This window comes from Enterobacter sp. DVT3837, from assembly GCF_056238685.1.
Genome location: NZ_JBWDLA010000002.1, coordinates 786033 through 811825, shown reverse-complemented (window position 1 = coordinate 811825; position 25793 = coordinate 786033). Strand labels below are relative to the sequence as shown.

At 51.0% G+C, this 25793-nt stretch carries 23 protein-coding genes and 2 pseudogenes; 15 read left to right on the top strand and 10 right to left on the bottom strand.

Annotated features, from left to right (window positions below):
* Positions 1 to 96: 96 nt before the first annotated feature.
* A complete protein-coding gene (locus AC0XWG_RS18795) occupies positions 97 to 1287 on the top strand; it encodes a cytochrome c biogenesis protein/redoxin (RefSeq protein WP_475680914.1) in 1191 nt (396 codons plus the stop codon).
* Positions 1288 to 1291: 4 nt separating this feature from the next.
* Here the strand turns inward: AC0XWG_RS18795 and tam are convergent, their stop codons facing one another.
* Together tam and AC0XWG_RS18785 are read right to left on the bottom strand one after the other, a co-directional pair.
* A complete protein-coding gene (tam, locus tag AC0XWG_RS18790) occupies positions 1292 to 2050 on the bottom strand; it encodes a trans-aconitate 2-methyltransferase (protein ID WP_049005519.1) in 759 nt (252 codons plus the stop codon).
* An 83-nt stretch (positions 2051 to 2133) separates the two neighbouring features.
* Positions 2134 to 2718, bottom strand: coding sequence for an NUDIX hydrolase (locus AC0XWG_RS18785; protein ID WP_049005520.1), 585 nt, complete (start codon positions 2716 to 2718; stop codon positions 2134 to 2136).
* Positions 2719 to 2803: 85 nt separating this feature from the next.
* Here AC0XWG_RS18785 and AC0XWG_RS18780 point away from each other — a divergent pair, with 85 nt between their 5' ends.
* The 3 genes from AC0XWG_RS18780 to AC0XWG_RS18770 all read left to right on the top strand — a co-directional run bounded on the left by AC0XWG_RS18780 (position 2804) and on the right by AC0XWG_RS18770 (position 6503).
* Entirely contained in the window at positions 2804 to 3556 is a 753-nt protein-coding gene (locus AC0XWG_RS18780; protein WP_028017394.1) for a DeoR/GlpR family DNA-binding transcription regulator, read from the top strand.
* A gap of 89 nt (positions 3557 to 3645) precedes the next feature.
* Positions 3646 to 5262, top strand: coding sequence for a mechanosensitive ion channel family protein (locus tag AC0XWG_RS18775; RefSeq protein ID WP_475680913.1), 1617 nt, complete (start codon positions 3646 to 3648; stop codon positions 5260 to 5262).
* 722 nt (positions 5263 to 5984) lie between these two features.
* A complete protein-coding gene (locus AC0XWG_RS18770) occupies positions 5985 to 6503 on the top strand; it encodes a hypothetical protein (RefSeq protein WP_475680912.1) in 519 nt (172 codons plus the stop codon).
* A 48-nt stretch (positions 6504 to 6551) separates the two neighbouring features.
* On the opposite strand, the gene AC0XWG_RS18765 is transcribed toward AC0XWG_RS18770, so the two are convergent.
* Both AC0XWG_RS18765 and AC0XWG_RS18760 read right to left on the bottom strand, forming a co-directional pair.
* Positions 6552 to 7898, bottom strand: a complete 1347-nt coding sequence (locus AC0XWG_RS18765; RefSeq protein WP_475680911.1) for an ISNCY family transposase — start codon at positions 7896 to 7898, stop codon at positions 6552 to 6554.
* A 434-nt stretch (positions 7899 to 8332) separates the two neighbouring features.
* Positions 8333 to 9226 (bottom strand): annotated as a pseudogene (locus AC0XWG_RS18760) (IS3 family transposase); the annotation flags it as partial.
* Between the two features lie 67 nt (positions 9227 to 9293).
* Between AC0XWG_RS18760 and AC0XWG_RS18755 the strand changes: the two are divergent.
* Positions 9294 to 10445, top strand: coding sequence for an IS30-like element IS30 family transposase (locus tag AC0XWG_RS18755; protein ID WP_001254932.1), 1152 nt, complete (start codon positions 9294 to 9296; stop codon positions 10443 to 10445).
* Positions 10446 to 10454: 9 nt separating this feature from the next.
* Here AC0XWG_RS18755 and AC0XWG_RS18750 read toward each other — a convergent pair.
* From AC0XWG_RS18750 to AC0XWG_RS18740, 3 genes and pseudogenes are all read right to left on the bottom strand, one after another.
* Positions 10455 to 10703 (bottom strand): annotated as a pseudogene (locus AC0XWG_RS18750) (transposase); the annotation flags it as partial.
* A 358-nt stretch (positions 10704 to 11061) separates the two neighbouring features.
* Positions 11062 to 11742, bottom strand: coding sequence for a nitroreductase (locus AC0XWG_RS18745; RefSeq protein ID WP_475680910.1), 681 nt, complete (start codon positions 11740 to 11742; stop codon positions 11062 to 11064).
* A 259-nt stretch (positions 11743 to 12001) separates the two neighbouring features.
* Positions 12002 to 13027 carry an alpha/beta hydrolase gene (locus AC0XWG_RS18740; RefSeq protein WP_475681121.1) on the bottom strand — a complete coding sequence of 342 codons (1026 nt, stop codon included), beginning with the start codon at positions 13025 to 13027 and terminating at the stop codon, positions 12002 to 12004.
* Positions 13028 to 13282: 255 nt separating this feature from the next.
* Here AC0XWG_RS18740 and AC0XWG_RS18735 point away from each other — a divergent pair, with 255 nt between their 5' ends.
* From AC0XWG_RS18735 to AC0XWG_RS18710, 6 genes are all read left to right on the top strand, one after another.
* On the top strand, positions 13283 to 13963 hold the full coding sequence (locus AC0XWG_RS18735) for a heavy metal response regulator transcription factor (RefSeq protein WP_475680909.1): 681 nt from the start codon (positions 13283 to 13285) through the stop codon (positions 13961 to 13963).
* Between the two features lie 14 nt (positions 13964 to 13977).
* Positions 13978 to 15435, top strand: coding sequence for a heavy metal sensor histidine kinase (locus AC0XWG_RS18730; RefSeq protein WP_128347716.1), 1458 nt, complete (start codon positions 13978 to 13980; stop codon positions 15433 to 15435).
* A 64-nt stretch (positions 15436 to 15499) separates the two neighbouring features.
* Complete coding sequence (locus AC0XWG_RS18725) at positions 15500 to 15979, top strand: (R)-mandelonitrile lyase (protein ID WP_128347715.1); 480 nt, start codon at positions 15500 to 15502, stop codon at positions 15977 to 15979.
* Positions 15957 to 16718 (top strand): carboxymuconolactone decarboxylase family protein, encoded by a 762-nt coding sequence (locus AC0XWG_RS18720; RefSeq protein ID WP_128347714.1) that lies wholly within the window; start codon positions 15957 to 15959, stop codon positions 16716 to 16718. Before AC0XWG_RS18725 ends, AC0XWG_RS18720 begins: the two co-directional genes overlap by 23 nt.
* A gap of 9 nt (positions 16719 to 16727) precedes the next feature.
* Positions 16728 to 17312 carry a flavodoxin gene (locus AC0XWG_RS18715; protein WP_128347713.1) on the top strand — a complete coding sequence of 195 codons (585 nt, stop codon included), beginning with the start codon at positions 16728 to 16730 and terminating at the stop codon, positions 17310 to 17312.
* A 107-nt stretch (positions 17313 to 17419) separates the two neighbouring features.
* Complete coding sequence (locus AC0XWG_RS18710; RefSeq protein ID WP_475680908.1) at positions 17420 to 18484, top strand: alpha/beta hydrolase; 1065 nt, start codon at positions 17420 to 17422, stop codon at positions 18482 to 18484.
* Between the two features lie 73 nt (positions 18485 to 18557).
* Here AC0XWG_RS18710 and AC0XWG_RS18705 read toward each other — a convergent pair whose 3' ends face one another.
* Positions 18558 to 19730: an MFS transporter gene (locus tag AC0XWG_RS18705; RefSeq protein ID WP_475680907.1), complete on the bottom strand. Its 1173-nt coding sequence runs from the start codon at positions 19728 to 19730 to the stop codon at positions 18558 to 18560.
* 84 nt (positions 19731 to 19814) lie between these two features.
* On the opposite strand from AC0XWG_RS18705, the gene AC0XWG_RS18700 reads away from it, so the two are divergent.
* Positions 19815 to 20315: an Lrp/AsnC family transcriptional regulator gene (locus AC0XWG_RS18700; protein WP_128347710.1), complete on the top strand. Its 501-nt coding sequence runs from the start codon at positions 19815 to 19817 to the stop codon at positions 20313 to 20315.
* On the opposite strand, the gene AC0XWG_RS18695 is transcribed toward AC0XWG_RS18700, so the two are convergent.
* Together AC0XWG_RS18695 and AC0XWG_RS18690 are read right to left on the bottom strand one after the other, a co-directional pair.
* Positions 20312 to 21439 carry an MFS transporter gene (locus AC0XWG_RS18695; RefSeq protein WP_166465538.1) on the bottom strand — a complete coding sequence of 376 codons (1128 nt, stop codon included), beginning with the start codon at positions 21437 to 21439 and terminating at the stop codon, positions 20312 to 20314. The two genes, AC0XWG_RS18700 and AC0XWG_RS18695, sit on opposite strands and share 4 nt — an antisense overlap.
* 141 nt (positions 21440 to 21580) lie before the next feature.
* Positions 21581 to 22639 carry an alpha/beta hydrolase gene (locus tag AC0XWG_RS18690; protein ID WP_128347709.1) on the bottom strand — a complete coding sequence of 353 codons (1059 nt, stop codon included), beginning with the start codon at positions 22637 to 22639 and terminating at the stop codon, positions 21581 to 21583.
* A gap of 263 nt (positions 22640 to 22902) precedes the next feature.
* Here AC0XWG_RS18690 and AC0XWG_RS18685 point away from each other — a divergent pair, with 263 nt between their 5' ends.
* From AC0XWG_RS18685 to AC0XWG_RS18675, 3 genes are all read left to right on the top strand, one after another.
* Positions 22903 to 23787 carry a LysR family transcriptional regulator gene (locus AC0XWG_RS18685; RefSeq protein ID WP_063444329.1) on the top strand — a complete coding sequence of 295 codons (885 nt, stop codon included), beginning with the start codon at positions 22903 to 22905 and terminating at the stop codon, positions 23785 to 23787.
* 226 nt (positions 23788 to 24013) lie between these two features.
* Positions 24014 to 24922: a LysR family transcriptional regulator gene (locus AC0XWG_RS18680; protein ID WP_128347707.1), complete on the top strand. Its 909-nt coding sequence runs from the start codon at positions 24014 to 24016 to the stop codon at positions 24920 to 24922.
* A gap of 133 nt (positions 24923 to 25055) precedes the next feature.
* Entirely contained in the window at positions 25056 to 25562 is a 507-nt protein-coding gene (locus AC0XWG_RS18675) for an SRPBCC family protein (RefSeq protein ID WP_043016095.1), read from the top strand.
* The last annotated feature ends 231 nt before the right edge of the window (positions 25563 to 25793 follow it).

The following is a 25793-nucleotide window of genomic DNA, read 5'->3' as shown; positions in this document are numbered from 1 at the left end:
CCAGACAAAACCTCAGGTTTTACACATATCCTGAACACATCGGTACGATGAAATAGCCTCACTGCAGCGTTGCAGCATCTGTCATGTGAGGTCACTATGTTTCTGATAATCGCTTTTTTAGGTGGGATGATAAGCCTGCTCAGTCCATGTACGCTCCCGGTTATTCCGCTCCTGTTCGCCGGCTTTCAGGGGCAACGACGACATATTCTGGCGCTCTTTGCGGGGATGATCGTGATGTTCACCCTGGTGGCGATGGCCGTCACCGTCGCCAGCGAGTGGATTGCAGAGGCAACCATTATCGGGCGCTGGGTCGCGCTTGTCATTCTGGCTATCGCCGCGCTGAGCTTAATCTCTCCGTCCTTTGCCCGGCGTATTGCGCAGCCTGCCGTCAGCGTGGGAAATGCCCTCAATACCCGAAGCGGGCAAACGCGCGGTATAGCATCGGCTTTTCTGGCCGGACTAGCCGTGGGGTTGCTCTGGTCTCCCTGTGCCGGACCGATTCTGGGCGCCATTTTCAGCATTAATATTGCGGGGAATTCAGCCATTGCGACAGGGGCTCTGCTGGCCGCCTATGGCAGCGGATGCGCGCTGATGCTGGGATTGCTTATTATCGGTGGGCGAAAACTGATGGCACCGCTGAGAGCAAAGTCGGCGCTGATGGAGAGATTACGCAAGGCTGCGGGGGGCGTGATGCTAGCGGCTGTGGCTTTGAATGCAACAGGCGTAACATCCATATTGAAAGGCGCTAACGGCGTTGCCGACTATCTGGAAACATCGTTGCTGAATCTGGCAAAACCGGCAACCACACCGGTGAAGCTTCAGCCAGTCGTGATGGCTGAGCCCAGCAGTCAGTTACCTTCGTTAAGCGGTGGAACAGGGTGGATAAATGGTGACAGTGTCACGTCTGAATCGCTGCGCGGTAAGGTAGTGCTGATCGATTTCTGGACATGGGACTGTATCAACTGCCAGCATACGCTCCCGCATGTGCGTGACTGGGCGACAAAATACCAGTCACAGGGTCTGGTGGTGATTGGGGTCCACACGCCCGAGTACCCCTGGGAAAAACCGCTTTCCTCGGTAAAAAATGCGGTGAATAAGTGGCAGTTGCCCTATCGGGTTGTGACCGATAACAACTATCAAATCTGGAATGCTTTCGGCAACCAGTACTGGCCCGCACATTACTATTTTGATGCGAAAGGGCAGTTACGCTACACCTCTTTTGGCGAAGGCAACTATGAACAGCAAGAGAAGGTCATTCAACAGCTGCTCAAAGAAGCCCGCTCATAAGCCATCAGGGTTGACGTTTAGCAACAATAAACAGCCGTGGAAAAGCCAGCAGTATCTGCCCGTTTTCCTGGAGCGGATACTGCTCTACCAGTAGTTCATGGTAGCGTTTCAGAAAATGTTTCTGCTCGCTCTCATTCAGCTCCTGCAGCCAGGGGCGCAAACCGGTGGCGCTGACCCAGTCAATAATGGCCTGGTGAGAGCTCATTTTATGAAAATACGTTGTCCGCCAGATATCTACGTCGCAACCGGCTTCTGACAAAATATCAAAATAGGCATGTACGCCGGGCAACGGTTCACGACCACGATCGGGATAATCTTGCTCCAGCGCCACTTCACGCATCGCCACATGGGTGGGTTCGAGCCAGTTGTCAGGCATCTGGATCGCCAGCACGCCATTTAACATAAGCAAAGAGACAAGGTGAGGCAGGAGATCGTAATGGTCAGGGATCCATTGCAGCGATGCATTAGCGTAAATCAGACTCAGCGGCTGGCCGGGCTTATACTGGCGAATATCGGCTTCAACAAAATGGCAGTCAGGTAACGCCTTGCGTGCTTCTTCCAGCATCGCAGGTGAATTATCAACCCCAGTGATATGTGCCGATGGCCAGCGATGCTGTAACAGGGCAGTACTGTTGCCTGGCCCGCAGCCCAGATCAACGATGGAGGAGACGTCATCCAGTGGAATTCTGGCGAGCAGTTCAGCGGCAGGACGCGTTCGTTCTGCACCATATTGCAGGTAAAGAGAAGGGTTCCAGTCAGCCATAGTCAGATCTCCGTTTTGCCTGTTTTTGCAAGAATAGCACAGGCAGACACCTGCACAGTGGCAGGTGTCATGACTCAGGCAAATTACAAAATGCCTTTCAGTGCAACATGGTAAAGCAGCATGATGGTTTTCCCGTCGACAATCTTACCCGTTTCAATGCCCTGTAATGCTTCTTCCAGCGTCATTTCGAGTACATCGATATCTTCGCCCTCAGCCTTGATCCCGCCGCCTGAGCTGGTTTTGTCTTTCGGATGGTACTCGGCAAGGTAAAAATAGAGTTTTTCCGTGACGGATCCCGGGCTCATATACGCTTCAAAGATTTTCTGCACGCATGAAACGCTAAACCCAGTTTCTTCTTCCGCTTCTGCTTTAATGCGGCTCTCTGGATCCATGTTATCGAGCAACCCGGCAGCGGCTTCGATCAAATCGTCCTCGTGGCCGTTGATAAATACAGGAAAACGGAACTGGCGGGTCAGGATCACCGTCTTTTTCTCACGGTTGTAGAGCAGGATTGTCGCGCCGTTACCCCGGTCATAAACTTCACGGTTTTGCCGCTGCCATTCGCCATCACGGCGCTGCAGGTCAAAGGTATATTTTTTAAGGACATACCAGTTATTTGACAGCGTTTCACTGTCAATAATGCGTACATCTGCACGTTTTGATTGCACGATTGTTCCTCCTTACGTAAAGTAATCATCATAACCAGCATTATCGTGCAACTTCAAGATTAAACATGCAACACCAGGAATCCTAATGCTCACCAGTCAGCGAAAACAATTGATTATTGAAAAGCTCGAAGCCGAAGGGCAGGTTCAGTCGAAAGCACTCAGCATTCTCTTCGATGTCTCTGAAGACACTATACGGCGCGATCTACGTGAGCTGGCGGCAGAAGGGCGTTTACAGCGCGTTCACGGTGGCGCGCTACCGTCATCTTCCGCTATTGCTCCGTTCGCAGAGCGTCAATTCGTTAAGATGGATGCGAAAAAAAAGGTGGCTCAAAAAGGTGCACAGCTCATCTCTTCGGGTCAGGTGGTGATCGTTGACGGTGGAACAACGACCGCCGAACTGATTACTTTTTTACCTCCTGACTTGCACATCACCGTGGTAACGCACAGCCCGAGTATCGCTCTGGGACTCGTTAATCATCCTTCTGTCGAGGTGATTCTGATTGGTGGCCGCCTGTATAAACACTCTATTGTTGCGGTCGGTGCGGGTGCCATTGAAGGTATCGAAAATATTCACGCAGATCTGTTCTTTATGGGAGTGACCGGCATCCACCCTGAGGCGGGACTGACGACCGGTGATTTTGAAGAAGCGTGCATCAAACGTGCATTTTCCGGCAGAGCCGCCGAGACGGTTGTCCTGGCCTCACCGGAAAAAATAAACACCGCGTCATCGTTTGTGATTGGCGATGTGTCTCTGGCGAATACCATCGTTATCGATGGCAACACCGATGAGGACTGGATCCGGGCGATATCGGAAAAAGGGGTATCTATCATTGCGTAAGTGAAGGGCTGGTCTATGCTAAAAAAGCGATCGGCCTTGATTTGGCTTTTTGAAAAATAACGATAATTCTCGCGTTTTCGGTGGCGAATATGAACAGGATTGTGCTCGCGCTTTTAACGTGTTTTCTCTTCTCTGTGCTTGTGAATTCCCATGCGGCGGAACCTCGACAGGAGCCCACTGAAAAGGAGCGTGCCCGCACGGTCTATATTTTCCATCAACCGATCGTCATGCTACAGGCGAAATTCGGACTTACCACGCCAGAAGAACGGGTGTTACGCATCCGCAATACGCTACGAAATTTCACTGAAGCTGATGTTCGCGAACCGCTAAAGATTGTGTCAGTAAATCGTTATAACCAGCCGGGACGGCTCATCGTGATGAACGGCAAACCGGTGATGCTACTGACAGCAGGCGATCTCGACGAGGGAGACGATCTTACGCTTGACCAGGCGGCGCAGCGCGTACTGGCGCGTATGGAAGCGCAACGCTCAGCATTGAGCGATCAGTATAACAGCGGCTGGCTGGCGCTATCGGCGGTGAAGACCGTAGCGGGACTGCTGGCACTGGTGCTGTTCTGGTACGGCACATACCGTTCATGGCGCTGGATCAAACGTGTTTATCGCCGGCGTATTTTTGAGAATCGAAGCTGGATACCCCAGCGCTGGCGGCGGTTTATCGGTGCTATCGAAACGCGCCTGTATGCGTTGTTGATGATTTTACTGGGAATTGTCGCACTCTATGTCTGGCTGAGTTGGACCTTCAGCCTGTTCCCATGGACGCGCGTCTGGGGAGAGTCTCTGGGAGAGTGGTCCGTACGCGTGGTACGCGATATCGCGCTGTCTATTGTCTCAGCGTTACCGGGCCTGTTGATTGTTCTGATCATCTTCCTTATTACCGCCTTCATTTTGAAGTTGTTAAAGATGGTACTCAATCAGGTGGAAGCAGGGCGTTTGCAACTGCCCGGTATCCATCCTGAAACGGTTGGTGCAACCCGCAAGCTGATTTCAGTCGTAGTGTGGCTCTTTGCGCTTTCGGCAGCATATCCTTTTTTGCCCGGGGCCAATTCACTGGCTTTTAAAGGCATCAGTGTTTTCTTTGGCCTGATGCTCACGCTAGGCTCTGCCGGGGTGATGAACCATGCAATGAGTGGTCTGGTTTTGATTTACTCGCGTGCTCTCCGCAAAGGAGACATGATTCGGGTGGCAGATAACGAGGGGCTGGTAAGTGAAATTGGTATGCTTGCAACCAAAATTATCACCCGTGAAAACTACGTGGTTACCGTGCCGAACGCTGTCGTGGTAAGCGGTAAAATTACCAATTTGAGTGCGCAAAGTACAAACGGTGGCGTTAACCTGACTGTCGGCGTCACCATTGGTTACGACACGCCATGGCGTCAGGTTCATGCAATGTTGGAGCTGGCGGCCAAACGTGCCAAAGGAATCGATCTTTCACAGCCACCGTTGGTGCGACAGTTGAGTCTGATGGATTGGTACATTGCTTATGAATTACAGGTACGACTGCTGCCGGATGTGTCACTGGCAGATGGCCGTAACGAACTGCACAGCAATATTCAGGACGTCTTCAATGAATTTAACGTGCAGATCATGTCTCCGAACTTTGTATTGCAACCGGAAAACAGTGTGATGGTGCCAAAAGAGAACTGGTATAGCGCACCAGCGACGCCACCTGAAAACGGAAGAGGATGAACCGCGTCTGGAAGGTACTTTCAGTGGGCTCAATGACCAGGGCAATGGCAACAGATAATGTGTAGATTTCCCCTGGATTCATATTTGTTATTGCAAGATTTAAAAGTCACCTCTTTTAGCCAGGTTGAAATGTCACCCTTCCAGAAACACTCCAATAAATCCCTATTACTTCCTGATAATCACACCCGGAGGCTGACATTATATTTAGCTGTAACAATACACACTGTTTTAACATACAGCCTCTGTAAGTTTGCTTAAACGCGATTTGTAGGGCTGGATGATTACCTAATAGGTAATCGTGGTTACATCCATAATCGCTAAATAACGCGTCTGGCGCTTGATTTGAACGGTGTGTGGGGAAGAATATAAAGAAAACTATGACTGGGAATGAATTATTCGATAGAATAGGGGTTCTGATGATCGTGAGGTCAAAGGAAAACAGGGCAGCTATCAGATCTTGGCCTAGGAAACTAAGGATTCTGATAGCTGCCGGAACTCAGTATTAAAAATACTGAATACAGCTTGAACTATAAACGCCATTACTGCGGTTATGTCAAGTTGCGCGGCATTATGTAGTAAATCCTACTTATCCGCCAGGTATTTTTGATTTGCAGATGAAGATGGTTCGTCTGGTATTGAGTTCTAAATCATTAACAAATGTGTGTGGGTAACAGTTTCTAAATGCACTGTTATCCTAGCAAAAAATGATATAGGACATTGATATGAATAAAGTTAGTGATGTTTATACCCCTGAAGTATCCCGCCACAAACTGTCAGTGCGCTTTGGAGATAATCTTCCAATGATTGAAGCTATTCGCCATATGAATAATTCAAACCTTTGCGTATTCGCTGCACTATGTGATGGCCATACAGTGACTACCACAGGTTATGATATCCCGGCTGATTTTTGGGTTAATCGGGCATCTGCGGTTGCATGCTCCTTAAAACAGTTGTATTTGCCTATCGAAACTCAAACAATCCAAACCAAAGCGGATGTTGGTGGCACTACTAAGCAATCTGTTTTTTACATGTCTGATATCTCAATTCAGAGGCTGGAAACAGAACCTGAAAAAATCATGAGTGAGTGTGAGAAACTCCAGGGGGTACAGAAAAAATCCTGTGCTCAGAAAGATATGGCAAGGCTTTATAAAAGCTTCGGAGAAGAAGGCGTTCTCGAGCTTCTGAGAAACGCCTGTAGTGCTAATGATGCACCACCTTCAGGTGAACAAAAAGCTGGATGATTAAATGAAGAAATTTTTCTCCGTTTAATCATCCAGTAGAATAGGGGGCTAGCGTTTCAGGCTAGCCCTGAACTCTTCCGGGTTAACCAGCACGGGGTTAATGCTCCTCAGTTGCTCCTGAATTCTTGCCTGTGCTCGTCGTTTGGGCATCTTTTGACTTCTGTCCCGCTTTCCATCACGCTCCAGTTCATCCATCTTTTCCTGAGCCAGTTTCAGGACTGCACCAAGCCTTTTGTTATCAACAATTTGTCCCTGATCGATACATTCCAGCTTGTCGAAGACCTGATATTTGAGTGATCGGAAGCCATATTTGAACGCCAGAGTGCCATCCGGGTAGTCATAAACTGTTATTTTTTCACCTGCAATTCGAGTATTTTCCTCTGTCGGCTCAACAAGATATATCATCTTGTCGTAACGGAACGTCAGAGTTTTCGATAACTTGCGCGATTCCTGCCATGCAAAGATATCATCCAGCTCTTCGCCACTTTCTGCCACCGGGCGATGCAAATCTTTGGGATACTTTGCGGGCCTGGCGAAACGACGATTGAAGTCAGCGATGAAGGTATCCAGCCAAGCGTTTGCTGCTTCAATGCTGCTGATTCCTTCAAGACGCATTTCCTTGATAAGTCGGTCCTGAAGTGTCTGATTTGCTCGCTCCACGCGACCTTTAGCCTGTGGACTGTTGGCACAAATCAGCTCGATCCCCAGTTCAGAAAGTACGCGACCAAACTGTGTGACACCGGTTGTGGTGGAACCACCATTATTGACCCTGAAAATACCGTGCTTGTCGCTGTAGAACGCCAGGGGCTTGCCGTGTTGCTCAAGATACTCACGGGTGGCCATCATATAATCAAATGCTGATTCAGTCTCACCAAAGCGGAGGTGCATCAGGCGACCGGTAGCGTCATCAATAAAGACGAGCAGACAGCATTTGGGGGCGCGTCCTTCAAACCAGTCGTGCGGGGAACCATCGATCTGAACCAGCTCTCCGAGGCAGTCACGTCGGTATCTGGGCTGATGAACCCGAGGCCTGCGACGTGAGTAAGGAACCCAGAGCCCATCAGCCGTCATCCATTTTCTGAGGGTTTCAACAGACACCGTTATGTCGTGGCGTTCGCGCAATTTTTCTGCGGCCAGCGTTGGTCCAAAGTCGCTGTAATGATCGTGAAGTAACGATAGAACATGCAACTTGAGTGACTCAGGAAGCCTGTGATTACCGGGGCGACCACGCCGAAGGTTTGCCAGACCTGCGGCACCAGACTCGCGAAAGCGGTTCATTAGACGCTGTGTCTGACGTTCGGTGAGAGCAAGCTGGTGCGCCGCATCACGACGGCGCATGCGTTTTTCAACAACCGACTGAATGACGTTGATCCGGCTGAGTTCTTTATCTGACATGGTCACAAGCATCCTGATGTCTCCATGGCCCGAGGATTGGATCCTTTATGCCAGAAAAAGTGACATCACTAAATGGGTTAAAAGTGACATCATAATATTGCAGTTACAATATTGGTGCGCATAATGTATATTATGTTAAATATGGTGGGTTTGCTCTTAAGTTCATGAGTCCCTCTCTTTCAGGAACTTACCGATGAATCAGTCAGTTGCCAAAGTTTAGTTGTGGACTTACGATGACTTCATAACGCAAAAGCTACAATATCTCCTGTTTTATCAGGGAGCTTGATGGCTTCTTTACTTATCTGCTCGGGAAGTAGCACCTGAGTGACGAGACCGACATAATCCCTAACGGGTTTTTACATTCGGCACTCTCCAGAACCAACAAGTCCACCTATGGTAACCACGTCAGAAACGTTTGAATCGCCACGGATAATCTAGACACTTCCGAGCCGTTGATAATACTGGTTTTCATATTCTGTCGGTGACATCTGATCGCTAGAACCATGCCGACGCTTACTGTTATAAAACATTTCGATGTAATCAAAAATATCACTGCGGGCTTCTTCCCGCGTTCCGTAGATCTTTTTCTTTATCCGTTCGCGTTTCAACAACTGGAAAAAGCTTTCTGCGACCGCATTATCATGGCAGTTACCGCGACGGCTCATGCTGCCCTCCAGGCCGTGTGATTTCAGGAACGACTGCCACTCATGGCTTGTGTACTGACTGCCCTGATCCGAATGAACCAGCACCTGTTTTTGGGGATTACGCCGCCATACAGCCATCAGCAGTGCGTTCAGGACAATGTCCTTTGTCATCCGGGATTGCATGGACCAGCCGATAATTTTGCGTGAGAACAGATCAACAACCACAGCAAGATACAGCCAGCCTTCGTGGGTCCTGATATAGGTTATGTCGGTTACCCAACGCTCATCCGGAGCATCCGGATTGAACTGTCGCTGGAGCCTGTTGGGCGACACGATACTGGCCTCGCCTTTACGTGCCCGCGGGCTCTGGTATCCGACCTGAGCCTTTATCCCGACACGTTTCATCAGTCGCCAGACTCTGTTGACTCCGCACTGTTGCCCGCTGTCCCGCAGATCCAGATGGATCTTGCGATAACCATAGACGCATCCCGATTCCAGCCAGAACTGTTTAATCTGTCCTGTCAGTCTCAGGTCTGCCCGATGGCGTTGTGAATGCGGCTGCTGAAGCCATGCGTAAAAGCCACTGGGATGAACATCCAGCACCCGACAGAGCAGGCGAACAGGCCAGCAACGGGCGTTGTCACGGATAAAGGCGTACCTCAGTCGGACAGTTTTGCGAAGTACGCCGCTGTAGATTCAATTGGTCAACGCAACAGTTATGTGAAAACATGGGGTTGCGGAGGTTTTTTGAATGAGACGAACATTTACAGCAGAGGAAAAAGCCTCTGTTTTTGAACTATGGAAGAACGGAACAGGCTTCAGTGAAATAGCGAATATCCTGGGTTCAAAACCCGGAACGATCTTCACTATGTTAAGGGATACTGGCGGCATAAAACCCCATGAGCGTAAGCGGGCTGTAGCTCACCTGACACTGTCTGAGCGCGAGGAGATACGAGCTGGTTTGTCAGCCAAAATGAGCATTCGTGCGATAGCTACTGCGCTGAATCGCAGTCCTTCGACGATCTCACGTGAAGTTCAGCGTAATCGGGGCAGACGCTATTACAAAGCTGTTGATGCTAATAACCGAGCCAACAGAATGGCGAAAAGGCCAAAACCGTGCTTACTGGATCAAAATTTACCATTGCGAAAGCTTGTTCTGGAAAAGCTGGAGATGAAATGGTCTCCAGAGCAAATATCAGGATGGTTAAGGCGAACAAAACCACGTCAAAAAACGCTGCGAATATCACCTGAGACAATTTATAAAACGCTGTACTTTCGTAGCCGTGAAGCGCTACACCACCTGAATATACAGCATCTGCGACGGTCGCATAGCCTTCGCCATGGCAGGCGTCATACCCGCAAAGGCGAAAGAGGTACGATTAACATAGTGAACGGAACACCAATTCACGAACGTTCCCGAAATATCGATAACAGACGCTCTCTGGGGCATTGGGAGGGCGATTTAGTCTCAGGTACAAAAAACTCCCATATAGCCACACTTGTAGACCGAAAATCACGTTATACGATCATCCTTAGACTCAGGGGCAAAGATTCTGTCTCAGTAAATCAGGCTCTTACCGACAAATTCCTGAGTTTACCGTCAGAACTCAGAAAATCACTGACATGGGACAGAGGAATGGAACTGGCCAGACATCTAGAATTTACTGTCAGCACCGGCGTTAAAGTTTACTTCTGCGATCCTCAGAGTCCTTGGCAGCGGGGAACAAATGAGAACACAAATGGGCTAATTCGGCAGTACTTTCCTAAAAAGACATGTCTTGCCCAATATACTCAACATGAACTAGATCTGGTTGCTGCTCAGCTAAACAACAGACCGAGAAAGACACTGAAGTTCAAAACACCGAAAGAGATAATTGAAAGGGGTGTTGCATTGACAGATTGAATCTACAGCGGCTTTTTTTAATATGTCCCGTTCGTCAGTAACCCGCTTCAGCTCTTTCTGGAGACGGCGGATCTCGGTCTGAGCATCTGACTGTTCTTTATGAGTGGAGGAATCCGGACCGTACTTCTTTATCCAGGCGTAAAGGCTGTGGGTGGTGATATCGAGACGTGTTGCCACGCTGGAAACAGAATAACCACGATCAACAACCTGTTTGACTGCTTCAATTTTAAACTCTTCGGGATAACGCTTACCGCTCATGGGCACCTCTCTTTAAGCCATCTTAAATGACTCTGAGGTGTCTGTTAAACCCGTGGCGATTCAGAGAAAAAAATTGTTGACCATGAATTTGTTTTTATTAAAGGCTCAGGTAAGTTAACTCCGTTAACTTACGATGCAATTCGAACATTTTATAAGGAAAAAATTGATCCGGCATTCATTGCCCTATTCTCTCATTATCGTGCGAAAAGTAATAAAAGTATTAATAATATGGTTAATATAACACCACACGTTGGGCGGCATACTTGGGCTAATATCACTCTTGAGTTTATTTACAATAGTCTCCTGGCAGCCAGCGCCCTGATGGCACTGACCGTTCAGATAAAAAAATAAAACGTAGTTATTGATGCCAGACGACACTTTCGTCCAGAGATACCCGCCCTTCCCTGTAACTCAGGGAGGGATGTCTTTTATCTGGGATCCCAAAAGAAATACCGTAAAGCAGCCTGAAACTCTCAGGAACATTTAATATTCGACGCACCGTTTGGGCAAAATAACTCAGCACTGCCTGTGGAACGCCTGCGTAACCTCGAGCTGCCAGAGAAAGCAGGAATGTCTGGGCATACATACCGGCGTCCGAGGCTACGCGAACGTTGTCCCCTACAGCAGGAATGAACAGCAGAGCAACATGAGGCGCGCCGAAAAATCTCACATTACGCTCGACCACTTCTGAGCGACTTAAGTTATCCCCCCGCGCAACGCCCAGTGCCTGATAGTACGAGCGCCCCTGCTCCGAAGCCCGTTGCCTGAATGGCTCGGGATAAGCTTCTTTATCAAAGGTAAAATCAAGACTGTAGTTCCCCGCCCTCAGATCTTCCGTCAGTGCGTGGCTTAATTCACGAAGTTTATCTCCTGCAACAATATGCAGGGACCAGGGTTGAGTATTGCAGTTGGATGGTGCGCATTGCGCTTCGAGCAAAATGTCTTTGAGGATCTCTCTGGGGATAGGAGTTGGAAGAAAGGCTCTTGCCGAGTATCTGTTTTTTACTACCTCACTAAATGTTGGCTCTTGCGAACTCATTTGCTTCTCCGCCTGAAAGTAATTTGAAGTGAATGATTCACTCTATCCAGATCCATCCTGTCACATCAGTCTCATCGTTTTCATTCCCGGTTCCAGATTAGGTCTATGAATTCTATTCATAGCGCCTATTTAAGCAGCGTAATTATCTTTAACCGCAACTTCGTTAATCTGGGTCTATCGCGTGAACACGCAAGCGGAAAATGGCTACAGCTGATGGACATACCCCAGCCTGCGCGGCTGGGGCATCATCGAATGCTAACTAAATATTTTTATCGAAGAAGACGTCTAACTTTTGCAAAGCCTCATCAACATATTTGGGTACCCAATACGTCTCGATATGGGTAGCGCCATCGATCAGGAAGAGTTCTTTGTCCTTCGTACCGGTGGCTTTCGCGAACGCGTCTTCAGTCATATAGAGCGTATCCGCTTTTGAACCGGCAATCATCAGCAGTGGTTTATTGATGAGAATGATATGGTCCGTTACGTCAAAGCTCATCAAATCCAGCAGACTGCTAGTGGTGTATTTAAACGTAGAGTTCGGATGGGCGTGAGTTTTCCAGTAGTACTCGTAGCCCTGGCGATACAAGGCAAAAGGTAATTTAGCAATCTGTTCATCAGTCAGGTTGGCATCGCCGGAGTAAAGCACTTCTCCTCCGGCTGCTTCCTGAGCACGTGCGTCAGAAGCCTGCTGAAGACGCTGCTGGATAGTATCCAGCTGTGAATCCTGCATACCGTTGCGGCGCACAAGGCCTGAATTAAACATGCTGATAGTTGCAATCGATTTAAACCGTTTGTCCGTCTCGGCAGCAACCAGTGAATACCCACCGCCTCCGCAAATACCCAGAAGACCGAGGCGGGCGGTATCTACACCGGGATACTGGCTGATGTAGTCAGCCATGCCGTGGATATCCTCAATGCGATTAGCGGGTTTATCCACGCTGCGAGGCATCCCACCGCTGGCACCCTGATAAGCCGCGTCGGCGGTAATGGTGATGTAGCCCTGCTCGGCAAGACGCTGAGCATATAACCCGGCGACCTGTTCTTTTACGCCGCCATTAGGATGTGCAACCACCACGGCCGGGTATTTTTTGGCGGGATCGTAGTTAGCAGGGGTATAGACATTCGCAGCAATCTGGATGCCATGCAGATCGTATTTCACTGGGTGAATATTGACCTTGCCTTTGACGTTCTCGGTGATGGCTCCGTCATAGACGAGAGTGAATGGATTTTTTTTGTAATCAGCCGCATTGACTGAGGTCACTCCGGCCATAGCCGTGAGTAGCATTGCACTGATAAGCGTGAATTTCATGGTCTCTCCCGATGAGTATCGGCCTGGTTATTCAGGCTCGCAGAATCAAATTTGCAGGCTCAGATTAGGCAGAGAGCGCTGTCAGCATCGTGACGGGGAAATAACATTTTTGTCAGGAAACAAACTGGGATGGGAAAGTATTTCTGACAGCGCTGTCAGGAAACCGTCAGCTTTATGTTGGCAATCAGGAGGCACAATGATCTCGATTGAAAAGTTAAAAGGAAGTCTCTTATGCGCCTGTTGTTAGTCGAAGATGAAGAAAAAACGTCAACCTATCTCTCCCGTGCACTGGGTGAGTCCGGGTTTACGGTAGATGTCTCTGCAGATGGCGCGGAAGGACTTCATTACGCGCTGGAGTTCGACTACGACGCGATAATCCTGGATGTGATGCTGCCGGGGATGGATGGTTACCGGGTACTTGAGGGTGTGCGGGCAGCCAAACAGACGCCGGTGCTGATGCTTTCGGCTCGCGGCTCTGTCGATGAACGCGTTAAAGGACTGCGTCTTGGCGCGGATGATTATCTGCCCAAGCCCTTCTCGCTGATTGAGCTGGTGGCGCGTATTCAGGCACTGGTGCGCCGCCGCGCTACGGATGGCGCAGACATCACCCAGCTGCAAATTCACGATCTGCATCTCGACCTGCTGGCTCGTCGCGTATTTCGCGCCGGAACACGGCTGGAGCTGACCGCGAAAGAGTTTTCCCTGTTGAGCCTTTTGGCCCGGCATCAGGGAGAGATTCTGTCAAAAATGATGATTGCGGAGCAGATATGGGACATGAATTTCGACAGCGATGCCAACGTGGTTGAAGTGGCCATTAAACGCCTGCGGGCCAAAGTGGATGCGCCGTTCGACGTCAAACTACTGCATACCGTTCGTGGCATGGGTTATGTCCTCGAAGTCCGGTCAGAATAATAAAGGGGATAAGCATGCCTAAGCGTTCCATCTCCGTTCATCTGGCGCTGATGTTTGCCTTATCCGCGCTGCTGATTGTGTCCATTATCGGCATCTTGCTCAGAAGCTCCTTGCATGACTCTTTGCAAAAGCAGATGCACAACGAATTGTTGTTCCGCGAATCATTAATGAGCCCGTGGATCACCGCACGAACCTCGGCTGACAGCTGGTCGACATTGGCCAATAAATTCACCGTATTAACCAATTCTGAAGGTGAGCGCGTTCGCTACTGGATAGTAAGCAATAACCCACGCTTTAGCATGGGGGGAACGCCGCCGGTGGGCGTTCAGTGGTCTTCTTTACGGGAAGGCTTTAATAAAGTGCCCGGCGCATCAGAAGGTGCATGCTCGCTGTTTCTGTTAGTGAAAACGATCCCCGCCAACGGTGAAAGGCCTGAGCTGCGCTATGTGGTTGCCATTGACTCCACGCCGTACATGGGCACACTCGATGCGTTCACGCGGACATTGCTGATCATTACCGCACTGGGCGTCGTGATTGTCGCCTTACTGGGATACGCCGTTTCAAGGATCGGTCTTCGTCCCGTTGGGGCGCTCAGTAAACAGGCCCGGCAACTCGCTCCCGGGGACCATGGTCAGCGCCTGAATACCGAAGCATTACCTGACGAATTACAGCAGTTAGCATCCTCTTTTAATGGCGTGCTGGAACGGCAAGAGGTCGCCTGGCGACAACTCGAAAGCTTTAATGCCGATGTTGCGCATGAACTTCGAACCCCACTGACTAACCTGATTGGCCAGACGCAGTTAGGTCTCTCACGCCGACGCTCGCAGGATGAACTGGAAGAGTTACTGGGTTCCAACCTGGAAGAACTTGAACGCATGACCTCGATAGTAAACGACATGCTGTTCCTGTCCCATGCTCACGCGGGTGAGCATGCGTCCCAGCGGACTAAGGTGTCTCTGCGGGAAGAAACCCTGAAAACAGCGGAGTACGTTGAACCTTCTTTTGCTGAAAAACAGCTTTCTCTGGATATAGAGGGCGACGTCACCGCACATATCGACCGGCGGCTTTTCCACCGCTCACTGGCTAATTTACTGGAAAACAGCGCAAGACATTCTCCGTCCAATAGCACGGTTACGGTGCGCTTAAGCGAAAAAGGTCATCAAGCCTGTGTTGAAGTGTCAAATCCAGGCGAGCCGATAGCGCCAGAGCACTTACACCGGCTTTTCGAGCGTTTTTATCGCGTCGACACCTCCCGGGCCAGGAGTGATACCCACCATGGGCTGGGCCTGTCGATCGTCCGCGCCGTCGCCATTATGCACCGGGGAGATGTCTTTGCCCGTAGTGAAGGTGGCATCAATACTTTTGGCCTCACCTTTGCGCTACAAGCGGATAAAGCGGCAGACAATGCTCAATCCGGTACTGAGCCGGGACCCGGGTTAGCTGACAGAATTGTCAGGGGGGCGTCAGCCTGACGTCATTACCCTCCCGATAAAATCATCGCAGGCAATCCCCTCTTCATTGATAAGGACGCTTTGCATGATCGGACATTTACGTTACCTCGGGCTGTTACTGCCCTTCTTCACATTTTCATCCTGGGCAGCGGAACAAAATCCCGCTGCCCATATCGCCCCCGCAGGAAGTCAGAATGCGGTGTTCGGGCCAGCCGAGAACTTTACCGGTCGTGTCAGGGTTGATCCTCTCTTCAAACCGGATAACGACATCCCTGTTTCCGGGGCTTATGTCACGTTTGAACCCGGCGCTCGTTCCGCCTGGCATACGCATCCGGCAGGTCAGCGGCTGATTGTGACCTCGGGTGTTGGGCTCACCCAGCAAGAAGGCCAGCCGGTGCAGGTTATCCGCGCCGGTGACGTTGTCTCTTGCCCGGCGGGCGTCAAACACTGGCACGGGGCGGCCCCCGGCAGCGCGATGACGCATCTGGCGATAACCGGGATTGTGGATGGCAAAAGCGTTAACTGGATGGAGAAAGTGACAGATGAACAATACCACGCCCATTAAAACATTAGCGGCAGCGGTACTGCTGACCTTTGGTTTTGGTCTCGCGGCACATGCTGCGCCCGTCAATAAAGGAGCCTCAGAAATGAACCACGAACAAACGGTTTCAGATACGCTGTCAGCCAGCCAACAGGCCATCCCGTTGATTGCGGCATCGATGGCCAGCAGCCAGATGGATAAGCTGAATGCAGCCCTGAATCAGGGTCTTGACGCAGGGCTCACGATAAACGAAACCAAAGAGATTCTCGTCCAGCTTTATGCCTATACGGGCTTCCCCCGTAGCCTGAATGCGCTTAGTGAACTGATGAAGGTCGTCGAAGCACGTAAACAACGTGGTATCAAAGACGTTGAGGGTAAAGAACCGATTGCCCCGATCCCTGTCGGGGGTGAGCTTCGCCGTGTTGGTACCGCAAACCAGACAAAAATCTCAGGCGCTCCCGTCCAGGGCCCACTGTTTGATTTTGCCCCGGTGATTAACCAGTTCCTGCAAACGCACCTTTTCGGCGACATTTTCGCCCGTGATAACCTCGACTGGCAAAGCCGCGAGCTGGCAACGGTTGGCGCATTAGCGGCCACGCCGGGCGTCGAATCACAACTGCTGTCGCATACGCGAGCAAGCATGCGGGTCGGCCTGACGGCGTCGCAGCTGCGCCAGCTGGCACAGGTTCTGCGTGAACATGGCGAAAATGATGCAGCAACGCGAGCTGAAAAGGCGCTGCAGCAGGCGCTCGCAAACAATTAGGAGTGGATTATGGAGCATGATCCCAGCCGCAGAATGTTAATCACCGCACTTGCCGGGCTTACGCTGGCGAACGTTTCTTTTGCATCAGCTGCGACCGGAACCGCAAACGTGCAGGGTAAAAGCCGTGTTCTGGTGGCGTACTTTTCCCGCAGCGGAAATACACGAGTCATTGCTGGCGTCATTCACCGCAGCCTGAATACCGATCTGTTTGAAATCGAACCGGCTACGCCTTATCCAGAAGACTATTTTCAGACCGTTGAACAGGCGAAAAATGAGCGTGAGCGGGGAGTAAAACCCGCATTGAAAAATAGCGTCGCAGATATCTCACGCTACGAGACCGTGTATTTAGGCTTTCCGATCTGGGGGACCAGCGTACCGCCTGTCGTGCAAGCATTTCTCAGCAGCCACAACCTTGCGGGCAAATTACTCATCCCCTTCATTACTCACGGTGGCTACGGTAAAGGAGACAGCGACGACATCCTTGCCCGTCTCGCCCCAACTGCGCGTCGAGAAAAACCGCTGGTCATTGAATGCGACCAGGAGCGAAGAACCACTGAAACGGTCACCAGCTGGTTAGAGACAATACGCAGTTAATCGTCCGCATTCATGAGTCTGCCAAATAAGGGCAATCAGGGGTGCTAAATAATTAACGCGGACAACTCAGATATTATTGAACGGCAAACATAACAGAGGATGTAATCTTGAAGACAATCTTAAAAACGCTGGCCATCTGCGTAATGGCGGGTGGCCTGATGGCTCAGTCGGTATACGCCGGGCCGCTGGTCATTCAGGAGCAAGGAAGCTTTTCTGCTGGCGGGACGACCATCACCGCACCAGGAACATTTGACGCGAAAAAGCCGCTGGATTCTGCAGGCCAAACCTACCATGGCGATCATGCATCTGTGTTCTACCAAATCCCGGAGAATCCGCATAAATACCCTATCGTCATGCTGCACGGCGCAGGTCAGTTCTCCCGTACCTGGGAAAGTACCCCGGATGGTCGCGAAGGGTTCCAGAACATTTTCCTGCGTCGCGGGTTCTCAACTTATCTTGTCGATCAGCCGCGTCGGGGCAGCGCCGGACGCACTACTGTAGAAGGTACTGTTACGCCTAAGCCGGATGAACAGATGTGGTTCAATCAGTTCCGCGTTGGCGTGTGGCCAGAGTATTTTAAGGGCGTTCAGTTCTCTCACGACAAAGAAGCACTGAATCAGTATTTCCGTCAGATGACCCCAAATACCGGGCCGTTTGATATCAATGTTATCTCTGATGCGATGTCCGCCGTCGTGGATAAATCCGGCCCGGCAATCCTCTTCACCCACTCTCAGGGTGGCGGACCAGGCTGGTATACGGCGATGAAAAATGACAAGGTCAAAGCCATCGTCGCCTTCGAGCCTGGCAGCAGCTTTGTTTTCCCGGAAAAAGAACTCCCAGCCCCTATGCCAAGCGCGTTCGACACGCTGAAGGGTGAGCCAGTGCCGATGGAACAGTTTATGGCTCTGACCAAAATCCCGATTCTGATTATTTACGGCGATAACATACCGGATAAACCTGTCGCCATGCCCGCGCAGGACAGCTGGCGCGTACGTCTGGCGATGGCTCGCGAATGGCGTGATGTGGTGAACAAGCATGGCGGGGATGTCACTGTGACGCATCTGCCAGAAGTGGGAATCAAAGGGAATACCCACTTCCCGTTCTCTGATCTCAATAATGTGCAGATTGCTGACCTGGTGAGTCAGTTTTTGAAAGAGAAAAATCTGCAGTAGACGTTTTAGAAAATCACCTAAATCGTTTAAAAGAGCGCCCAACCCATAGTGGGCGCTCATCGCCTTGGGTAACTTATTCAAGTACCGGCAAAATATAATCTTTACGCGCACTTTGCCACGCAAGAACAGCGAGGCCCAACGCAATGAAGGACAGAATCGCGCCCGCCCAGTTCGGAGAAGCCAGTCCAAAACCCGCAGCAATGGTTACCCCGCCAGCCCATGCCCCCAGTGCATTTCCCAGATTAAACATGCCGATATTGACCGAGGCCGCCATTGTCGGGGCTCCCGCATGGCTGGCGCGCTCCATAACCAGTTTCTGAATCGGTGAGACCGTCGCGAAGCCGAAGGCCGCCATCAGGAAGACTGAGATGCCGGCAACCCACTGGCTTTCAACACCCGCCCAGAAGACCAGCAGCACCAACCCCTGAGCCGCGAGGGTAACGAACAGCGTGCCAAACAGAGAGCGGTCAGCGAAGCGTCCACCAATCCAGTTACCGACAGCAAGTCCCAGACCAAACAGCACCATTAACCCTGCCACGCCGCCTGAGGAGAAACCGGCCTCCTGCACCATCATTGGCGCAATATAGGTAATCGAGGTGAAAAAGGCGGCCGGACCGAAAATCGTGATCCCCATGACCAGCAGCACCTGCGGGTCAACAAAGGCTCTCAGTTCGTTGCGTAAAGCAATCGCTTTGCCTTTCGCAATATGCGGAACCAGCACGGCTATGCTTGCCATCGTCAGCACCCCGATACCAGCAATGATCCAGAATACCAGCCGCCAGCTAAAGGTTTGCGCAAGCCACGTACCCGCCGGAACGCCAAGCAGATTGGCTAACGTCAGCCCCGAAAACATAAAGGCAATGGCGCTTGCCTGGCGTCCGGGCGCCACCAGCGATGCGGCAATAATCGAGCCGATACCAAAAAAGGCACCGTGATTAAAAGAGGTAATAATACGACCGACAATTGCTATCGCCATCGTCGGCGCGATGGCCGTAATGATATTACCGACCGTAAAAATACCCGCCAGCGTAATCAGCATGGCCTTTCGGGGGATCCTCGCGCCAATAATCGTTAACAGCGGTGCACCAATAAATACGCCCAGCGCGTATGACGTCGCCATCATTCCCGCCTTCGGGATACTGACGCTAAATTCTGCTGCGATTTGTGGCAGGATCCCGGCGATGACAAATTCCGTCAGGCCGATACCAAATGCGCCCACGGCGAGGGCGAAAAGTGCGATAGGCATTGCAACTCCATTATTCGTTTTATGGCTTAATAATATTAGGTAAAATTAAGTATATTCATATTTTCATTCAGATTGAGAAGCCCTATGAGCGCATTTGATAAAGAAAAAGATGGTATTCGGCAGACAAGACATAAACCGGCGGAATTGGATGCCATTGACCGAAAAATATTAAGTGCCCTCGCAGAGGACGCAGGACGCAGCTACACGGAATTGAGTGAGATTGTGAATTTATCAGCCCCGGCAGTTCACGATCGCGTAAAACGACTGAAGCGTGACGGGGTGATTAAGGGTACCGTGGCGGTCCTGGATGGCTGCAAACTGGGACGGACGCTGTTAACGTTTCTGGTTATCGACACCAGTAGCTATCAAGCAACGCGCGCCCTTTTGCAGTTCACCAACCGCAAGGAAGTGGAAGAGTTACACACCGTTGCCGGCGACGGCTGCGTCTTTATCAAAGTACGCGCCGCCGATACCGAATCGCTGGAAAATTTCCTGATGGAGATTCAGAGCCTTGAGGGCGTACGTTCCGTACGCAGCTATATTGCGCTTTCCACTTTTCTGGAGCGCGGGCCCTCGCCGGATTAACGCGCACCGGCCTTCTGGCGTGCGGTAAAAAAGGTCAGTACGCCCGCGCAAAGGAGCAGCACGCTACTCATGGCAAACATGCTCTGCCAACCGAGGTGGTCAAACACGATGCCTCCTGCCGTTGATCCAAGGGCGATGGAGAGCTGAATCACCGCGACCATGAGCCCGCCTCCGGCTTCAGCGTTATCAGGCAACGTACGCGCAATCCATGTCCACCATCCGGTTGGCGCAGCGGTGGCCAGCATGCCCCAGAGCCCTAACAGCAACGAAACCGTCCAGACCAGATGCCCGGTCAGCATCAGGCCGATGGCAATGACGGCCATCAACCCAGGTATGGCCATCAGCGTAGGGTAGAATTTTCTGTTGAGGAATGTCGAAACAACCAGCGTGCCGATAAAACCGGCTACGCCGATAATCAGCAAAATCAACGACAAGCCTGAGGAATCAACCCGCGTCACGGTCTCCAGGAACGGGCGCACATAGGTAAATAGCGTAAACTGGCCCATGAAAAACAGGCCGCAGGCCAGCATGCCAACCGCAACCACGCGGCGGCTAAGTATGCGGAATACATCGCCAGGTGACGTGCGGCTTTTATTCGCATCCATACTGGGCAGGCTGATGCACTGCCAGATAAAGGCGACCACCGCGATGGGCACCAGGCACAAGAAAGCGCCTCGCCATCCGACCGTGGCACCCAGATAGCTTCCCAGCGGCGCGGCCACGACCGTCGCCAGCGCATTACCGGCATTGAAAATCGCCAGCGCACGCGTGACCTGTTGCTGCGGCACCAGACGAATCGCCGTTGCCGCAGACATCGACCAGAATCCGCCAATCGCCATACCGATCATCGCGCGACCGATCATATACATCAGATAACTGGAAGCCAGCGCAATAATAAGCCCCGATACGGCCATCAGAACCGTCATTCCCAGCAGCAGGAATTTACGATTCATCTTTCCTGCTAGCGTCGAAAGCGTCAGGCTGGTCAGAACCGCCAGTGCGCCGGAGATAGCAATCCCCTGCCCAGCCAACCCCTCCGTCACGCCTAAATCGCGGGCAATCGGCGTGAGCAGGCTGACGGGCATAAATTCAGAAGCAATCAGCACAAACACGCACAGGGTCATGGCAAAAATACCGCCCCAGTATGCGCGCTGATGATGAGGTGATGGTGTTTGGTTTAGCGTCGACATAGTGAAATTTCACGAAGGCCAGGATAAAAGCCACCAGCCAGAGGCCGGTGGCTTTGCATCAATTCAGGAGAGGGTTTATTTCAGTCTGGTCTGGAAAAATTGTTCGAATTTCGCGAAAGGTATTTTTCCGGCCACGTTATCGTACAGATCCACGTGATTTGCCCCAGGCACCACCACCAGCTCTTTGTCTTTACTACCGACCGCCTTGTAAGCATCTTCAGCAAAATAGCGTGAATGCGCTTTTTCACCAGTCACAATCAGCGTCGGGATGGTGATTTCACTGGCGTAGCTCAGCAGCGGCATATTCATAAATGATAGCGGCATCGTTGCCGTCCACGCCCCGGTCGAGTTAACGGAACGTTCGTGGAAGCCGCGCGGCATGCGATAGTAGTCAAAGAACTCTTTCAGTACCGGATGTGGATTTGCCGGCAGCGTTTCTGGCAGAACGCGCTTGCCCGCGCTGACCTTGCCGTTGCTGTCGACGCTAATATCATGAGCACCGTGTGCGAACGTGCCGCTCTGCGCATCCTTCCAGCGCTGTTCATTCAGATATTGCAGAACAGCACGACGGTCGGTGGTGGAATAACGGTCTTTGCCATCCCCCACACCATGGCCCATCGCCCGGCTCATGTCGTACATCACGCTGGTAGCCACCGCTTTAACGCGGGTATCCATCGCGGCATCGTTCAGCGCCATGCCGCCCCAGCCACAAATACCGAGCAGCCCGATACGGTTGCGATCCACCTCTTTTTGCAGCCCTAAGAAATCCACCGCCGCGCTGAAATCTTCAGTGTTGATATCCGGTGAGGCGACGTTTCGCGGATAGCCGCCGCTTTCCCCGGTGTAAGAAGGATCGAACGCCAGGGTAACAAACCCTTGTTCCGCCAGCGTCTGCGCATACAGGCCGCTGGATTGCTCTTTCACCGCGCCAAATGGCCCACTGACCGCAATCGCCGCCAGCTTGCGATCGCCACGGTCTTTAGGCAGGTAAAGATCGCCCACTAAGGTGATGCCATATCGGTTCGGGAACGAGACTTTACGATGTTCGACTTTCTGGCTCTCGGCGAACGTTTTATCCCATTTATCTGTCATGGACACAGGGGCATTAGGATTGGTTGAATCAGCATAACTCATTGTCGTGACTCCACTTAATGATGCGAATAACAGCATGGCCGGTATCGCGGTTTTTAGCGTTCGGGTGAAGGCTTTCATAAAAATCCCCATAAAAAAAACAGAGAGATACAGGTTTCCGACGGACAACGCTGCGGTGCTTTGCTTTGATGGGGTCATTATAGTGAGCAGAATTAGTGCTGATTAGGGGGCGATTACTGCTAAGATTGATACCATATTGTTATAAATTAATACTGAATTTGCTGTCATTCCGGGGGGATTTTTCAATGGCGAAAAGGGAGAACTACAACGAGCTGTACCTGTTTATGCAGGTGGTGCGGGAAGGCAGCTTTACCGCAGCGGCTCAGCGGCTGGGGCTTGCTCAGTCAGGAGTCAGCCGTTCTGTTCGCGAGCTTGAAGAAAGGCTGGGCGTCCAGCTGCTGGTGCGCACCACGCGTAAACTATCGCTGACGCAAGCAGGCGAGCAGCTCTATCAGAAGACGGCATCTGGATTTGATACGTTAGATCTTGGGCTTGCCACGCTGGCGCACTATCGAGAGACGCCCTCCGGTACGGTACGTATCAATGCCAGCCAGCACGCGATTGATAAATGCCTGCTGCCAAAGCTGGCGGTATTTAAACAGCGCTATCCTGATATCAGACTGGAACTGATGAATGAGAGCCGGTTCGTCGATATCATCGAAGAGCGATTCGATGCTGGTGTCCGTCTGGGGCCTGAAGTCGGCCAGGGCATGGTCGCGGTGCGCATCACGCCCGATATGGAGATGGCGATTGTGGGGACTCCGGAACATTTTCGTCGCTATGGTTTTCCGCAAACCCCGACTGATTTAAAGGCACATCCCTGTATCGCCTATCAGTTTGCCGACGGCAGCGTATACCAGTGGGAACTCAATCAGGATGATAAAAAAATTACCCACCGGCCTGAAGGGCAATGGGCCCTATCCGACAGCTATATGGAGGCAGAAGCCGCCCGGCTGGGCCTCGGGTTAGCCTATGTCCCTGTTGAACTGGTCGACGATGATTTAGAACACGGTAAGCTTATCAGGGTATTACAGCGTTACAGCCTGCGAATGGAAGGATTGTTTCTCTATTATCCCCATCGCAACGTCTCTCCCGCCCTGCGGATGGTCATTGATACATTGAAAATCTGAACGTTAACAACGACCGACTCTTCACTGTGCAAAATTGTGTCAGGTAGTCTCTCTGCTTTCAATTCTAAGGTCTGCTTTGAGCTGAAGAGCGGACTTATCCGTACAAGGCCTACCATCCAGAAATGGAAGTTCCCCCAAAAGGAAAACACTCGCAAACCTTCTAGACAACCTTTTCCCGAGCATTTAGCCTGAATTAAAATTTTAATATCTGTCAGGCTAGTTCATTATGAAAAATGATATCAGAACCCTCGACCTTAACCTTCTTAAGGCCCTTGATGCATTACTGGATGAGGGAAGCGTGACTCGGGCTGCACAGCGCCTCTCACTGACGCAGCCTGCCGTCAGTGGTATGCTTATTCGCTTGCGTGATTACTTTGACGATCCACTCTTTGTTCGCACCAGCCACGGTATGGTCCCCACAATGCGGGCCAACGAACTTTCTACGCCGGTAAAACAAATCCTCACCGATATCGCTATCCTGCTGAAACCAAAGAAATTTGATCCCGTGACGGTGGAACTGACTTATACCATCGTCGCAACGGACTATGCACTTAAGGCTGTTGTCGTTCCGTTGATGGCTGAGCTAAAACAACGTGCACCGTATATTAAAATCGCCGTGCGGCCCGTGGACAATGAGCGAATGTATCAGCAGTTATCTCGGGGTGAAGTTGATATGGCTTTGATAACACCGCAAACAACCCCCGAAGACCTGCATGGAAGAGCGCTCTATGAAGAAGATTATGTCTGCGTAGCACGACGTCATCATCCTCTGGCAGCGAGTTCAGAAATGACGCTCGAACAATTTTGCAAACAGGAACATATTCTGGTGTCTTCAGAAGGTAACTTCACCGGTGTTACAGATGAAGCACTGGCTAAGCTCAGTCTGACACGACGAGTAGGCATGTCAGTTAATAGTTTTCAGGTGATACCTGATATATTACAAGTGACTGATATGATTGCAGTTGTACCTCGCCGCATGGTCCTGACTAACAACGATCTCATCATTCTCCCTTTGCCCCTTAAAGTACCCGGCTTTACCAAGAGCATGGCCTGGCATGAGCGAACCCATCGTGACCCAAGTCATCAGTGGATTCGTGCTTTATGCGCAGAAGTAAGCCAACATCCCGCGTCCTGATATAATTTATCTTATTAAGAATATAAGTAATGACAATTCGCCTTATAACTCCATTGCACCAATAATCACTGTCATCACGTTACTGCCGTAATGACACACGCAGTGCACTCAACTATAGCAATTGGAGAAATTTATGAACGCGATTAACTGGCCAGAAGGCTTTGTTCCGGGTTTTACCGATAACTTTGTTTCTAATGAAATGATCATCTCAGGTCTGAACGTCAATGATGTCTGGCCGCTCCTGAGTCAGCCATTGCTATGGCCGGAATACTATAAAAATTCCGCCGATGTGCGCTTTTATGACAACAAAGGTCCAGAATTGGAAAATGGGGTTCGCTTCTACTTCAGCACGTTTGGTTTCCCAGTTGAAGCTCAGGTTGTGGAGTTTGTTCCACCTGCTGAAGGTAAACCTGCTCGTCTGGCATGGCACGGATGGGCCGGTGAAAAAGATACCGCTCAACGACTCGATGTCCATCATGCGTGGCTACTGGAGGATCTTTCCGGTCACAGGGTCCGTATCCTAACGCAGGAAACACAGAACGGAGTCCCGGCAAAAGATCTGGCAAATACCCGCCCGAACCCAATGCTTAATGGTCATCAGGAATGGCTTGACGGCCTGATTCGAGCAGCAAAGAAATAATAAACCGCTTTCCACAGTCATATCACTGAGGCTGCACTTCCCCGCAGCCTCAAGAATATTTGCCCGTTTGCTATTGCACTTGATTACAGGTAAATCATGTAACCCCCGCAAGTGACACCGCGCGGCCATATCTGTAATGTCCCCTCCTGGCACAAAGCCGACCTTGAGCCCCTCCAAATTAATGAACACATCTAATAAACCCTAGCTAATTACCCCATCTAATCGAATAAA

Coding starts and splice junctions, on each gene's coding strand:
- AC0XWG_RS18680 (WP_128347707.1), top strand. CDS start 24,014: ATGAAAAATGATATCAGAACCCTCGACCTTAACCTTCTTAAGGCCCTT.
- AC0XWG_RS18705 (WP_475680907.1), bottom strand. CDS start 19,730: ATGCCTATCGCACTTTTCGCCCTCGCCGTGGGCGCATTTGGTATCGGC.
- AC0XWG_RS18695 (WP_166465538.1), bottom strand. CDS start 21,439: ATGACCCTGTGCGTGTTTGTGCTGATTGCTTCTGAATTTATGCCCGTC.
- AC0XWG_RS18770 (WP_475680912.1), top strand. CDS start 5,985: ATGAATAAAGTTAGTGATGTTTATACCCCTGAAGTATCCCGCCACAAA.
- tam (WP_049005519.1), bottom strand. CDS start 2,050: ATGGCTGACTGGAACCCTTCTCTTTACCTGCAATATGGTGCAGAACGA.
- AC0XWG_RS18775 (WP_475680913.1), top strand. CDS start 3,646: ATGAACAGGATTGTGCTCGCGCTTTTAACGTGTTTTCTCTTCTCTGTG.
- AC0XWG_RS18765 (WP_475680911.1), bottom strand. CDS start 7,898: ATGTCAGATAAAGAACTCAGCCGGATCAACGTCATTCAGTCGGTTGTT.
- AC0XWG_RS18715 (WP_128347713.1), top strand. CDS start 16,728: ATGGAGCATGATCCCAGCCGCAGAATGTTAATCACCGCACTTGCCGGG.
- AC0XWG_RS18685 (WP_063444329.1), top strand. CDS start 22,903: ATGGCGAAAAGGGAGAACTACAACGAGCTGTACCTGTTTATGCAGGTG.
- AC0XWG_RS18795 (WP_475680914.1), top strand. CDS start 97: ATGTTTCTGATAATCGCTTTTTTAGGTGGGATGATAAGCCTGCTCAGT.
- AC0XWG_RS18690 (WP_128347709.1), bottom strand. CDS start 22,639: ATGAGTTATGCTGATTCAACCAATCCTAATGCCCCTGTGTCCATGACA.
- AC0XWG_RS18745 (WP_475680910.1), bottom strand. CDS start 11,742: ATGAGTTCGCAAGAGCCAACATTTAGTGAGGTAGTAAAAAACAGATAC.
- AC0XWG_RS18780 (WP_028017394.1), top strand. CDS start 2,804: ATGCTCACCAGTCAGCGAAAACAATTGATTATTGAAAAGCTCGAAGCC.
- AC0XWG_RS18675 (WP_043016095.1), top strand. CDS start 25,056: ATGAACGCGATTAACTGGCCAGAAGGCTTTGTTCCGGGTTTTACCGAT.
- AC0XWG_RS18720 (WP_128347714.1), top strand. CDS start 15,957: ATGAACAATACCACGCCCATTAAAACATTAGCGGCAGCGGTACTGCTG.
- AC0XWG_RS18755 (WP_001254932.1), top strand. CDS start 9,294: ATGAGACGAACATTTACAGCAGAGGAAAAAGCCTCTGTTTTTGAACTA.
- AC0XWG_RS18725 (WP_128347715.1), top strand. CDS start 15,500: ATGATCGGACATTTACGTTACCTCGGGCTGTTACTGCCCTTCTTCACA.
- AC0XWG_RS18700 (WP_128347710.1), top strand. CDS start 19,815: ATGAGCGCATTTGATAAAGAAAAAGATGGTATTCGGCAGACAAGACAT.
- AC0XWG_RS18740 (WP_475681121.1), bottom strand. CDS start 13,027: ATGCTACTCACGGCTATGGCCGGAGTGACCTCAGTCAATGCGGCTGAT.
- AC0XWG_RS18730 (WP_128347716.1), top strand. CDS start 13,978: ATGCCTAAGCGTTCCATCTCCGTTCATCTGGCGCTGATGTTTGCCTTA.
- AC0XWG_RS18735 (WP_475680909.1), top strand. CDS start 13,283: ATGCGCCTGTTGTTAGTCGAAGATGAAGAAAAAACGTCAACCTATCTC.